The sequence below is a fragment of the Leisingera sp. ABM4_103 genome (genome assembly GCF_056158685.1).
On the sequence record NZ_JBSWTU010000006.1, the window covers coordinates 205,500 to 218,452 of the forward strand.

A 12,953-nucleotide genomic window follows, 5' to 3' on the forward strand; every position below is an offset into this window, starting at 1 on the left:
CCGGATTTCAGCCTGCGGGCCGCTTGCCCCGGCAGCCGAGTCTCAGATCCGCGGCGGCTGAGGCGGATCGGCGCGGAAGGGTTTCAGGCTGTCCACGAAGGCATCCAGGAAATCCAGCGCCAGCAGCGAACGGCTGCCCGACACCGGCCGCAGGATCGACAGCCGGTGGTGCAGCTCCGGCGCAAACGGCACGACGGCAATGCCCTGGCCGCGGAACTGCTCGGCGTCCAACGCGCTTACCACTGAGGCCCCCTGCCCATGGCTGATGATAATGCAGGCGGTGGAGAACTGGCGCACCTCGATCCAGCTGTTCAGCTCCACCCTGGCTTCGGAAAACGCCTTGTGAAGCCTCCGGTAAAACGGGCTGTCGCGCCGTGTGTGGATGATCTTGCGGTCCTGCAGATCGCGGGGCGAGATAACATCCTGTTCTGCCAGCGGATCCCCTTCGGGCAGCACGCAGACGGTGCGGATCGGGATGTCGATGTTCTCGACCGCGGGATGGGCGGCAAAACCGTCGGTAATGCCGCAGTCATACTGCTCGCCGATGATCCACTCCAGAATCCGCTCCGGCCGGTCCGGCTCCAGCGTCAGCCGCACGCCGGGGCGGTGCTCCAGGAACCGGGCCAGCAGCTTGGGCAGCAGCGCTGTGGCGAACCCCGGCAGGCAAGCAATTCGCAGATGCCCCGCGGTGCGCTCGGTCAAGTCGCGGTTGAGCTCCTCCAGGTGGTTCAGGCTGTCGAATACGCGGCCCACCTCGGAGAGCAGATAGCGCGCTTCGCTGGTGGGAATCAGCAGCCCGTCCTGGCGGGTGAACAGCTCCACCGCCACTGATTTGGAAAAATCCGAAAGCAGCCGGCTGGCGGCAGGCTGCGAGATTCCCAGCGTCTCCGCAGCCCGGGTGATGGACCCGGTGCGGGCAACGGCCTGAAAGGCCTCCAGCTGTCTGAGACTGAATTTCAAGGGGTTAGCGGCCTTCGGCTGGTGTTGAACACGCGGCCGCATAACATGATGTTATGATTTTTGTCAAAAAACTTTTGCTTGAATTATCCCCCGGCCCGGACAAAAGCTATCGCAGAACAAATTAGGGAGAGAAGCTCATGTCCGTTAAATCCTTGCTCTGCGCCTCGGCAATTCTGGCCGTTGCCGGCAGCACCGCATTTGCAGAAACCGAAATTCAGTGGTGGCACGCCATGGGCGGCACCAATGGCGAACGCGTCAACAAGATTGCCGAAGATTTCAACGCTACCCAGGACGACTACAAGGTCGTGCCCGTCTACAAGGGCAACTACACCGAGACGATGACAGCGGCGATTGCCGCCTTCCGCGCCAAGGAACACCCGCAGATTGTGCAGGTCTTCGAGGTCGGCACCGCCACCATGATGGCCGCCAAGGGCGCGATCTACCCGGTCGAGAAGCTGATGAACGACGCAGGCGAACCGTTTGACGGCGACGCCTTCCTGCCCGCAGTGGTGTCCTATTACGAGACCCCCGAGGGCGAACTGCTGTCGATGCCCTTCAACAGCTCCACCCCCGTCCTGTGGTACAACAAGGACGCGCTGGACGCGGCCGGCGCCGAAGTGCCCGAGACCTGGGACGAGGTGAAAACCGCCGCGCAGAAGCTGGTCGACAATGGCATGAAGTGCGGCATGTCCTTCGGCTGGCAGTCCTGGGTGATGATCGAGAACTTCTCGGCCTGGCACGACCTGCCGACCGGCACCCAGGAAAACGGCTTTGCCGGTTTCGACACCGAACTGACCTTCAACAATGACAAGCTGGCCGCGCGCCTGGATGACGTCGCCTCGATGGGCAAGGACAACCTTTTTGTCTACGGCGGCCGCCGCGGCGACAGCCTGCCGATGTTCACCAACGGTGAGTGCGGCATGTGGATGAACTCCTCGGCCTACTACGGCTCGATCTCCTCGCAGGCGGAGTTCGAGTTCGGCCAGACCATGCTGCCGCTGGACACCAAGGTGGCCGACGCGCCGCAGAACTCGATCATCGGCGGCGCCACCCTGTGGGTGCTGGCAGGCCACGAGGAGGAGGAATACAAAGGCACCGCCAAATTCCTCAGCTACCTTTCCTCGCCCGAGGTGCAGGCCTGGTGGCACCAGGAGACCGGCTATGTCCCGATCACCACGGCCGCCTATGAGCTGTCCAAGGAACAGGGGTTCTATGACAGCAACCCGGGCACCGACACCGCGATCAAGCAGCTGAGCCTGAACACCCCCACCGCCAACAGCCGCGGTCTGCGCTATGGCAACTTCGTTCAGGTCCGCGACGTGATCAACGAGGAGCTGGAAGCGCTGTGGGGCGGTGAGAAAACCGCGCAGGAGGCGCTGGACGCCGCAGTTGAGCGCGGCAACGACCTGCTGCGCAAGTTCGAGCGCACCGCGAAGTAAACCACTCTGACACATCCGGCCCTGCCGCCCTCCCCCGGGCGGCAGGGTCATTTTCCTGATTGGGGTCCTTCATGCTCAAACGGGTGCATTTCCCTACCTCGGCGCTGCCCTACCTGCTGGTTGCGCCGCAAATCGCCATCACATTGGTGTTCTTCCTCTGGCCGGCCAGCCAGGCGATGTATCAGTCGTTCCTGATCGAAGACGCCTTTGGCCTTGGCACCGAATTTGTCTGGTTCGAGAATTTCGAGATTCTCGCCACCGATCCCCACTATCTGGCCAGTTTCCAGCGCACCGCAGTTTTCTCACTGCTGGTGGCGGCGCTGTCGATGGGATTTGCCCTGATCCTCGCGGGCTTTGCCCAGCGGGTGGTGCGCGGCGCCATGTTCTACCGCACCATGCTGATCTGGCCCTATGCGGTGGCGCCGGTGCTGGCGGGTGCGCTGTGGGTGTTCATGTTCAACCCGACCCTGGGCATCTTCCCCTATTTCCTGGAATTCGCGGGCATCACCTGGAACCACTACCTCAATGGCACCCAGGCGATGGCACTGGTGATCCTGGCCGCGGCGTGGAAGCAGGTGGCCTATAATTTCCTGTTCTACCTCGCCGCCATGCAATCGATCCCCAACTCCGTGATCGAGGCCGCCGCCATCGACGGCGCAGGCCCGGCACGCCGGTTTTGGACCATCATCTTCCCGCTGATCTCCCCCACCACGTTTTTCCTGCTGGTGATCAACATGGTCTACGCCTTTTTTGAGACCTTCGGCATTATCCACGCCGTCACCCAGGGCGGCCCCGGCACCTCCACCACCATCCTGGTCTATAAGGTGTTCAACGACGGTTTTGTCGGCCTCGACCTCGGCGGCTCCGCCGCGCAGTCGGTAGTGCTGATGGTGCTGGTCATCGCCATGACCGTGGTCCAGTTCCGCTTTGTTGAAAGAAAGGTGGCATACTGATGGTCGAAAACCGCCCCCTCACCGCTTTCCTCACCCATCTGGTGCTGGTGCTTGGCGTTCTGGCAATCGCGCTGCCGGTTTGGATCACCTTTGTCGCCGCCACACATGACCAGCTGCGCATGAACCAGGCGCCGCTGCCCCTGTGGCCCGGCGACTACTTTCTGGAGAACATGAAGCAGACCCTGTTCGGCTCCGGCCTCAGCGGGACTGAAACCGCACCGGTCTGGCTGATGCTGCTGAATTCCCTGGCGATGGCGCTGATGATCTCCACCGGCAAGATCGCTATCTCGCTGCTCTCCGCCTTTGCCATCGTCTATTTCAAGTTCCCGTTCCGCATGGGGTTCTTCTGGATGATCTTCATCACCCTGATGCTGCCGGTCGAGGTGCGGATCCTGCCGACGTTCGAGGTTGTCGCCAATCTGGGAATGCTGAACAGCTACTGGGGGTTGTCGATCCCGCTGATCGCCTCGGCCACCGCGACGTTCATGTTCCGCCAGGTGTTCCTGACGGTGCCGGATGAGCTCTTGGAAAGCGCCCGCATCGACGGCGCCGGGCCGCTCCGGTTCTTCTTTGACATCCTGCTGCCCTTGTCGCGCACCAACATCGCGGCGCTGTTCGTGATCCTGTTTATCTTCGGCTGGAACCAGTACCTCTGGCCGCTTTTGATCACCACCGACACCTCGATGACCACTATCGTGATGTCGATCAAGCAGATGCTGGAGGCGGCCGAGCAGAGCCCGCAATGGAACATCATCATGACCACGGCCCTCTTGGCGATGATCCCGCCGGTGTTTGTGGTCATCGCAATGCAAAAGCTCTTTGTGCAGGGCTTGACGGAAACCGATAAGTAAGGCGCCCCGAAATGGCTGATATTCAACTCAAAGACCTGGTGAAATCCTACGGGCCGACCGAGGTGCTCCACCATGTCGAAGGCGACATCAACGACGGCGAGTTCATCGTCATCGTCGGACCCTCCGGCTGCGGCAAGTCCACGCTCTTGCGGATGGTGGCGGGGCTGGAAAGCGTCACCTCCGGCGAGATCGCCATCGGCGGGCGCCGGGTGAACGAACTGGAACCCTCGGCGCGCGACATTGCCATGGTGTTCCAGAACTACGCGCTCTACCCTCACATGTCGGTGCGCCAGAACATGGCCTATGGCCTGAAGATCCGCAAACTGCCGAAGGACGAGATCAACCGCCGCGTCGAGGAGGCGGCGGAGATCCTGGAGATCAAGCAGTACCTCGACCGCAAGCCGCGCCAGCTGTCGGGCGGCCAGCGCCAGCGGGTGGCCATGGGCCGCGCCATCGTGCGCGATCCGCAGGTGTTCCTGTTCGACGAGCCTTTGTCGAACCTCGACGCCAAGCTGCGGGTGCAGATGCGGCTGGAAATCCGCAAGCTGCAGCAGCGGCTGGGGGTGACCTCGATCTACGTGACCCACGACCAGGTCGAGGCGATGACGCTGGGCGACCGGCTGATGGTGCTGAACGGCGGCTATGTGGAGCAGTTCGGCACCCCGATTGAGCTTTATGACCGCCCGGCCTCGGTGTTTGTTGCGGGCTTCATCGGCAGCCCGGCGATGAACTTCTTCCCGGCGGAAATCAGCGGCGGCCAGGCCGCCCTGCCCGGCGGCGGCGTGCTGCCAGTGGCCTCCACCCATTCCGGCACTGCCACCCTTGGCCTGCGTCCCGAACACCTGATGGAAGACTCCGCTGGCCCCATCGCCATCGAGGTGGAGCTGCTGGAGCAGCTGGGCGCCAACACCCTGATCCACGGCCGCCTGCCCGGCACGGAGCAGACCATAACCGCCAGCGTCCCGGGCCACGCCAATGACGGCACTGGCAGCATCCGCCGGTTCTCGGCGGCGCCGGAGCTGACCCATCTGTTTGATGCCGCCACCGGCAAACGGCTGGAGGGCTGATGCAGTACCCCCAGATCCCTGCCTTTGCCGCCGAACCCGGCGTGATCCGCCTGATCGGCCACCGCGGCGCCCGCGGCGTGCTGCCGGAAAACACCATGGAAGGCTTTGAGTTTACCCTGAAAGCCGGGGTGGAGCTGTTGGAGCTGGATGTCACCGCCACCCGCGACGGCGTGGCAATGATCACCCACAACCACCGCCTGACACGCTCGATGATCCGCGGCGCTGATGGCTGCTGGCTGCAGGGGGAAGAGCCGAAGGTTTCGGAGCTGACCTATGCCGAGCTGCAGGCCTATGACGCGGGCGGGCTGGACGGCCGCAGCGCATACGGCCAGCGGTTTCCGGACCAGGCGTTTCTGAGCGGCGTGCGCATTCCCCGGCTTGCCGACCTGCTGGCGCTGCTGCAACGGCCCGAACATCAAAACGTGCATCTGCTGCTGGAGATCAAATCCGACCCGGAGCTGCTGGAGGACACCGCCGCGCGCCAGACCCTGGTCGAGGCAGTAGTGTCAGAGGTCCGCCAGGCCGCAATGCAGCCGCGCACGGTGCTGCACAGTTTCGACTGGGACCTGCTGGCGGATTGCCAGCGGATCGCGCCTGAGATGCCCGCCTCCTTCCTGACCCAGCTGCCGGACAACGCCGATGAAGTGGGCGAGGATTCCTCCAAGGCGGTGAACCCAGTGGCCGGTTGCAGCGCCTTGGACCTGCCGGACCGCGTGGCCGCCGCCAAGGGCCAGTTCTGGTGCCCCTATTTCGAGGACATCACCCCGGAATCGCTGGCCCGCGCCCGCGAACTGGGGCTGGTAACGGTGGTCTGGACGGTGAATGAGCCGGAGGACATCGAACGGATGATCGCCCTTGGCGTCGATGCGATCTGCACCGACTACCCGGGGCGGGTGCAGCGGCAGTTGCTGATGCACGGGCTGCACTGGCGCACCGCCTGAACAAAGGGGGCCGTTTTCCGGCACGGAAAACGGCCATGAAAAATCGGATTTTTCATGGCTGAAATCCGCGTCGGATTTCAGCCTTCTCTCAATCAGCCCAGGATGCCGGGCAGGTTCAGCCCATGCTCGCGCGCGCAGTCCTTGGCGATGTCATACCCCGCGTCCGCGTGGCGCATCACGCCAGTGGCCGGGTCGTTCCACAGCACCCGGCCGATCCGGCGCTCTGCGTCCTCGCTGCCGTCACAGCAGATCACCACGCCGGAATGCTGCGAGAAGCCCATGCCGACCCCGCCGCCGTGGTGTAGCGACACCCAGGTCGCGCCCGATGCGGTGTTCAGCAGCGCATTCAGCAGTGGCCAGTCGGAGACCGCGTCGGAGCCGTCCATCATCGCCTCAGTCTCGCGGTTGGGCGAGGCCACGGAACCGGAGTCCAGATGGTCGCGGCCAATGACGACGGGTGCCTTCAGCTCGCCGTTGCGGACCATCTCGTTGAACGCAAGACCTGCCTTGTGGCGGTCCCCGAGGCCGATCCAGCAGATCCGCGCGGGCAGGCCCTGGAACGCGATGCGCTCCTCCGCCATGTCCAGCCAGCGGTGCAGGTGCTCGTTTTCCGGGAACAGCTCCTTCATCTTGGCGTCGGTCTTCTTGATATCCTCCGGGTCGCCCGACAGCGCCGCCCAGCGGAACGGGCCGATGCCGCGGCAGAACAGCGGGCGGATGTAGGCGGGCACAAAGCCAGGGAAGTCAAAGGCGTTCTCCAGCCCCTCCTCCAGCGCCATCTGGCGGATGTTGTTGCCGTAATCCACCGTGGGCACGCCCATCGCGTGGAAATCGCACATCGCCTTCACCTGCACGCGCATGCTGGCGCGGGCGGCCGTTTCCACCGCTTTAGGCTCTGATACGCGGCGTTCCTTCCATTCGCCCATGGTCCAGCCCAGCGGCAGGTAGCCGTTCACCGGGTCATGCGCGGAGGTCTGGTCGGTCACGATATCGGGACGGATGCCGCCCGCCTTGGCGCGTTCCACTAGCTCCGGGAAGATCTCTGCCGCGTTGCCCAGCAGGCCCACGGATTTCGCCTCGCCGTTGGCGGTCCAGCGCTCGATCATCTCCAGCGCTTCGTCCAGGGTTTCGGCCTTCTCGTCCAGGTATTTGGTGCGCAGGCGGAAGTCGATGCTGTCGGGGTTGCATTCCACCGCCAAACAGCAGGCACCGGCAAACACAGCCGCCAGCGGCTGCGCGCCGCCCATGCCGCCAAGGCCGCCGGTCAGGATCCACTTGCCCTTCAGATCGCCGCCATAATGCTGACGGCCCGCCTCGGCAAAGGTCTCATAGGTGCCCTGCACGATGCCTTGCGTGCCGATGTAGATCCACGAGCCAGCGGTCATCTGGCCGTACATCATCAGGCCCTTCTTATCGAGCTCGTTGAAGTGATCCCAGTTGGCCCAATGCGGCACCAGGTTGGAGTTGGCGATCAGCACGCGGGGCGCGTCCTTGTGGGTTTGGAACACGCCGACCGGCTTGCCCGACTGCACCATAAGGGTCTGATCTTCCTCAAGGTTTTTCAGGGTTTCGACGATCAGGTCGAAATCCTTCCAGGTGCGCGCGGCGCGGCCGATGCCGCCGTAAACCACCAGTTCATGCGGGTTTTCCGCCACGTCGGGATGCAGGTTGTTCATCATCATCCGCAGCGGCGCCTCGGTCATCCAGGATTTGGCGTTCAGTTCCGGGCCGGTCGGCGGGAAGATGTCGCGGGTGTTCTTGCGGGGATCGCTCATGCGGGCCTCCAGGTCTGAAGATCGGTGAGAATTTTGGTGAGATGGGTGCGCAGGGCTTCCGCGCGCTTCGGCAGATAGGTCCAGGGCGGGCTTTCCTGGCAGTAGGTGGCCTGCGCCAGTTCCATCTGGATGGCGTGCAGGCCGCCTGCGGGGCGACCATAGTGGCGGGTGGTCCATCCGCCCTTGAAGCGCCCGTTCAGGGTGGAGGTATAGCCCTCAGCCGCCTCGCAATGGGCCACCGTGAGGGCTTCGATAGACGGATCGCAGGTTTCGCCCATGTTGGTGCCGACGTTGAAGTCCGGCAGGCGGCCCTCGAACAGAAACGGAATGTCGCCGCGAATCGAGTGGCAGTCATAGAGGATGGCGAAACCGTGGATGCCTTTCACCCGCTCCAGCTCTGCCGTCAGCGCGGCGTGGTAGGGCGCGTGATAAGCGTCGCGGCGGCGGGTGATTTCGGCCTCGTCAGGCTCCTGCCCGTCGCGCCAGATCGGCAGCCCGTCGAAATCGGTCATGGGTACCAAAGTGGTGGTGTTTTGCCCGGGATAGAGACTGATTCCGGCGGGATCGCGGTTCACATCGATAACATAGCGGTGGATGGGGGTGCGGACGGTTGTCACCTCCTCTACCAAACCCGCGTAAAGGTCGTGGATATGCCAGTCGGTGTCCGCCAGCGCCCGGCCGGTCTCGTTCAGGCTGTCCCAGATTTCTGGCGGCACTTCGGTGCCGGTGTGGGGCAGCCCCAGCACCAGCGGCGAGTTGCCTTGGGTCACTTCGATCATGCCGCCACCTCCACGCCCGCAGCCGCCGCCACGCGGCCCGCGCGGACCATGGCACTGGCGGTTTCAATGTCGGGCGCCAGGTAGCGGTCCTCCGCCAGCGAGGGAACCTCCCCGCGCAGCATCGCCAGCACGTCCTGCAAGCGGGCTGAGGTCTTGAGCGGCGCACGCGCCTCCACCCCTTGCGCGGCACAGAGCATTTCAACACCCAGGATTACCGAGAGGTTCGCATTCATCTTCGAAAGCCGCAGCGCGCCGTGGGCGGCCATCGACACGTGGTCCTCCTGGTTTGCCGACGTTGGGGTTGAGTCCGTGACGCACGGATTCGCCAAATGCTTGTTTTCACTCATCAGCGCAGCGGTGGTCACCTCGGCAATCATGAAGCCGGAGTTCAGCCCCGGATCGGGCGTCAGGAACGGCGGCAGGTCGTGGCTCAGGGTCGGGTCGACCATCAGCGCCACCCGGCGCTGCGCGATGGCGCCGATTTCGGCCACTGCCAGCGCGATCTGGTCGGCGGCAAAGCCCACGTATTCGGCGTGGAAGTTGCCGCCCGAGACGATGCGCCCCTCCCCCACCAGCACCAGCGGGTTGTCGGTGACGGCGTTGGCCTCGATCTCCAGCGTCTTGGCGGCCATCCTCAGCACGTCCAGCGCCGCGCCTACCACCTGCGGCTGGCAGCGGATGCAATAGGGGTCCTGCACCCGGGTGTCGCCTTCGCGGTGGCTCTCGCGGATCTCCGAGCCGTCCATGATCTCCCGCATCTGCTGGGCGACGTCGATCTGGCCAGCATGGCCGCGCAGGGTGTGGATGTCGGCGATCAGCGGCGCGGTGGAGCCCATGATGGCATCGGTGGACAGCGAAGCAATCGCCATCGAGGCTTCTGCCATGCGCCAGGCGTCAAACAGCCCGGCCAGCGCGCAAGCGGTGGAGAACTGGGTGCCGTTGATCAGCCCCAAACCTTCCTTGGGGCCAAGCACAATAGGCTCTAACCCGGCTTTTTTCAGTGCGTCAAGGCTGAACATGCGGGTGCCTTCGAACGTGGCCTCCCCTGCCCCGATCATCGCCGCCGCCATATGCGCCAGCGGTGCAAGGTCGCCCGATGCGCCGACCGAGCCCTGCGACGGGATCACCGGCACCACGCCGCGCTCCAGCATTTGCTCGATCTGTTCGATCACCAGCCATCGCACGCCCGACGCGCCGCGGCCCATCGACAGGAGCTTCAGCGTCATCATCAGCCGGGTCTTGTCCTCCGGCAGCGCCTCCCCTACCCCGCAGCAGTGGCTGAGGATCAGGTTGCGCTGCAGGGTGGCGGTGTCGGCTGGCGCGATCTTGGTCGAGGCGAGCTTGCCGAAGCCGGTGTTGATGCCATAGACGGCTTCCTCTCCGGCGGCGGCATCTGCCACCATCCGGGCTGCAGCTTCCACCGGTTCGCGGGCGGAGGCGTCCAGCTTGGCCGGGGTCAGGTTGCGGTAGATATCTTCCAGCGTGGCCAGCGTCACCGTGCCGGGGATCATCTCGATCATTGTTTGCCCTCATAGATACGGGTGTAAAGCGGGTTGAAGCCGATGCGGTAGGCTAGCTCTCCGGGCGTTTCCACGTCCCAGACCGCTAGATCGGCCCGCATACCGGCAGAAATCTCTCCCCGGTCCGCCAGCCCCAGCGCCCGCGCTGCGTTGCGGGTGACGCCTGCCAGCGCCTCCTCCGGCGTCATGCGGAACAGGGTGCAGCCCATGTTCATCGTCAGCAGCAAGGAGGTCAGCGGCGAAGAGCCGGGGTTGCAGTCGGTCGCGAGCGCCATCGGCACGCCGTGGGTGCGGAAATGTTCAATTGGCGGCGCCTGGGTTTCTCGGATGGTGTAGAACGCGCCCGGCAGGATAACCGCGACAGAGCCAGCGGCGGCCATCGCCTTGGCGTCATCCTCGGTTGCGTATTCCACGTGATCGACTGACAACGCGCCGTAGTCCGCCGCCAGCTTGGTGCCGCCCTGGTGGCTCAGCTGCTCCGCATGCAATTTCACCGGCAGCCCCAACTCCAGCGCGACCTTGAACACGCGTTCGATCTGCCCCGGTGCAAAGGCGATGTTTTCGCAGAATCCATCCACTGCATCCACCAGCCCCTCGGCATGGGCGGCGCGCAGGGCGGGGATGCAGACCTCGTCGATGTATTCATCGTCGCGGCCCTTGTATTCGCCGGGCGTCGCGTGGGCGCCGAGGAAGGTGGTTTTCACCGTGACCGGGCGCAGCTCCCCCAGGCGGCGGGCGGCGCGCAGCATGTTCAGTTCGGTTGCCAGGTCCAGCCCGTAGCCGGATTTCACTTCGACCACCGTGGCGCCCTCGGCGATCAGCGCATCGAGCCGCGGCAGCGCGTCCTGAACCAGATCCTCCAGCGACGCCTCGCGGGTGGCCGACACGGTGGAGACAATGCCGCCCCCTGCCCTTGCGACCTCCTCATACGACGCGCCGTTCAGGCGCATCTCGAACTCCATCGCGCGGTTGCCGCCAAAGACGATATGGGTGTGGCAGTCGATCAGCCCCGGCGTCACCAGCCGTCCGCCGAGATCCACGTGCTTCCACGGAAAATTGTCAGCTGACAATTTTTCCCGCGGCCCAGCCCAGACGATCCTTCCGTCGGAGACCGCAACGGCCCCGTCCTCAATCAGCCCATAAGGCGTGTCTGCACTGGCCATCGTGGCCAGCCGGGCGCCTGTTAGAACATAGTTCCCTGTCACGGAATCCCCCCGAGTTCGCTTGATTGCCGGTTTGGCAATAAGCTACTCATTTAGGATATTATGTCTAGTCATAAAATGAAAGCGACGCGCCCTGCCCGGCAGCGGTATTCAGCCTCTTATTGCGGATACCGCGGGTGCAGATCGTCGATGATGATCGGATGCGCGTGCGGGCGAGCGCCCTGCAGATGCGGATGGTCCGCTGGCAAGTCCGGATGGCTGTGGGCTACGGGGGATGCGCTGTCCTTGGGCCACAGGCGCTGCGCGGCGATCAGCCCTGCCCCGGCCAGAAGCGCCAGCGCCAGCATCGCCGTGGCTCCTCCCCAGGCGGCCATCAGCCAGGCCGACAGCGGATAGAAAACCAGCCAGCAAGCATGCGACAGGGTGAACTGCGCAGCAAAGATGGCCGGCCGGTCCGCCGCATGGGCCGACCGCGCCAAGAGCCGCCCCGAGGGTGTCAGCACCGCAGACCAGCCCGCTCCGATCACCGCCCAGCCAATTGCCAGCCGTGCAAACGTCAGCGGTTCAGCAAACGCGGCCAGCGACAGGCTGGCCATACAAGCAATGCTCAGCCCTGCCCCGGCCAGCATGACAGTCCGGTCCGGCAGCCGTTCCAGCAGCCGCGGCAGCAGCATGGCAGACAGCATCGACCCGCCGCCGAACGCCGCCAGCGCCAGCGCCACGGAGCTTTCCGGCAGCGCCATGCCTGCGCGCACCAGCACCACCGTGTTGACGATCACCATTGCGCCGATGGCAGACACCACCCAATTGAGCGCCAGCAGCCCGCGCAGCCGCGGCGTCCTCAGATAGTTTCGGAGGCCCCGGGTGGTGCGCTCCCAGACCGGCCTCGGCGCCTTGGGCGCTGGCGACGGCAGCACGATTGTCAGCAGCAGCAAGGCGGACCCGGCGAACCCCGCCGCAGTGCCCCAGAACAGCGTGCCGGAACTGACCACCAGCAGCAGCGCCGCGGCCAGCATCGGGCTGGCCAGGCTTTCCAGCTCAAACGCCAGCCGCGACAGGGACAGCGCTTGGGTATAATCCTTTTCCTCCGTCAGCACGTCGGGGATCGAAGCCTGGAACGCAGGGGTGAACCCGGCAGAGGCCGACTGCAGCACGAAGATCAGCACATAGACCTGCCAGACCTCGGAAACAAACGGCAAACAAACCGCTACCGACATCCGCACCAGATCCAGCCCGATCAGCATCTTCCGCCGGTCGGCCTGTTCCGCCCAGGCGGCCGCGACCGGGGCCACGGTGACATAGGCCACCATCTTGATCGTCAACGCGGTGCCCAGCACCAAACCCGCGCGCTCGCCCGCCAGATCAAAGGCCAGAAGCCCCAGCGCCACAGTGGCCAGCCCGGTGCCGGTCAGCGCGACGATCTGGGCGAGAAACAAATGCCGGTAGGTCCGATTGCGCAGAATGGAAAGCATGGGCGGCGGGGTCCTTGGGCTGGGAGCGTTGCC

11 protein-coding genes are annotated in these 12,953 nt (G+C 64.5%); 5 read left to right on the top strand and 6 right to left on the bottom strand.

All coding sequences use genetic code 11. From position 1 onward, the window contains the following. Positions 1-42 precede the first annotated feature (42 nt). Positions 43-960 (bottom strand): LysR substrate-binding domain-containing protein, encoded by a 918-nt coding sequence (locus tag ACXAED_RS21710; RefSeq protein WP_475053505.1) that lies wholly within the window; start codon positions 958-960, stop codon positions 43-45. Between the two features lie 137 nt (positions 961-1,097). On the opposite strand from ACXAED_RS21710, the gene ugpB reads away from it, so the two are divergent. The 5 genes from ugpB (at position 1,098) to ACXAED_RS21735 (ending at position 6,211) form a co-directional block, all read left to right on the top strand. Further along, complete coding sequence (gene ugpB / locus ACXAED_RS21715; protein WP_475053507.1) at positions 1,098-2,399, top strand: sn-glycerol-3-phosphate ABC transporter substrate-binding protein UgpB; 1,302 nt, start codon at positions 1,098-1,100, stop codon at positions 2,397-2,399. A 71-nt stretch (positions 2,400-2,470) separates the two neighbouring features. Next, positions 2,471-3,352, top strand: a complete 882-nt coding sequence (gene ugpA, locus ACXAED_RS21720; protein WP_008558267.1) for a sn-glycerol-3-phosphate ABC transporter permease UgpA — start codon at positions 2,471-2,473, stop codon at positions 3,350-3,352. Beyond that, entirely contained in the window at positions 3,352-4,203 is an 852-nt protein-coding gene (gene ugpE, locus ACXAED_RS21725) for a sn-glycerol-3-phosphate ABC transporter permease UgpE (RefSeq protein ID WP_475053512.1), read from the top strand. The genes ugpA and ugpE overlap by 1 nt, the downstream gene beginning before the upstream one ends. Positions 4,204-4,214: 11 nt before the next feature. Further along, positions 4,215-5,270, top strand: a complete 1,056-nt coding sequence (locus ACXAED_RS21730; RefSeq protein ID WP_475053513.1) for a sn-glycerol-3-phosphate import ATP-binding protein UgpC — start codon at positions 4,215-4,217, stop codon at positions 5,268-5,270. Beyond that, positions 5,270-6,211, top strand: a complete 942-nt coding sequence (locus tag ACXAED_RS21735; RefSeq protein WP_475053515.1) for a glycerophosphodiester phosphodiesterase family protein — start codon at positions 5,270-5,272, stop codon at positions 6,209-6,211. Before ACXAED_RS21730 ends, ACXAED_RS21735 begins: the two co-directional genes overlap by 1 nt. Before the next feature lie 92 nt (positions 6,212-6,303). On the opposite strand, the gene hutU is transcribed toward ACXAED_RS21735, so the two are convergent. The 5 genes from hutU to ACXAED_RS21760 all read right to left on the bottom strand — a co-directional run bounded on the left by hutU (position 6,304) and on the right by ACXAED_RS21760 (position 12,920). Then, a complete protein-coding gene (gene hutU, locus ACXAED_RS21740) occupies positions 6,304-7,986 on the bottom strand; it encodes a urocanate hydratase (RefSeq protein WP_475053517.1) in 1,683 nt (560 codons plus the stop codon). After that, positions 7,983-8,765, bottom strand: a complete 783-nt coding sequence (gene hutG / locus ACXAED_RS21745; protein WP_475053520.1) for an N-formylglutamate deformylase — start codon at positions 8,763-8,765, stop codon at positions 7,983-7,985. Before hutG ends, hutU begins: the two co-directional genes overlap by 4 nt. Continuing rightward, positions 8,762-10,285: a histidine ammonia-lyase gene (gene hutH / locus ACXAED_RS21750; protein ID WP_475053523.1), complete on the bottom strand. Its 1,524-nt coding sequence runs from the start codon at positions 10,283-10,285 to the stop codon at positions 8,762-8,764. Before hutH ends, hutG begins: the two co-directional genes overlap by 4 nt. Further along, a complete protein-coding gene (gene hutI, locus ACXAED_RS21755; RefSeq protein ID WP_475053526.1) occupies positions 10,282-11,490 on the bottom strand; it encodes an imidazolonepropionase in 1,209 nt (402 codons plus the stop codon). Before hutI ends, hutH begins: the two co-directional genes overlap by 4 nt. 116 nt (positions 11,491-11,606) lie before the next feature. Continuing rightward, positions 11,607-12,920, bottom strand: coding sequence for an MFS transporter (locus ACXAED_RS21760; RefSeq protein WP_475053528.1), 1,314 nt, complete (start codon positions 12,918-12,920; stop codon positions 11,607-11,609). Between the last annotated feature and the right edge of the window lie 33 nt (positions 12,921-12,953).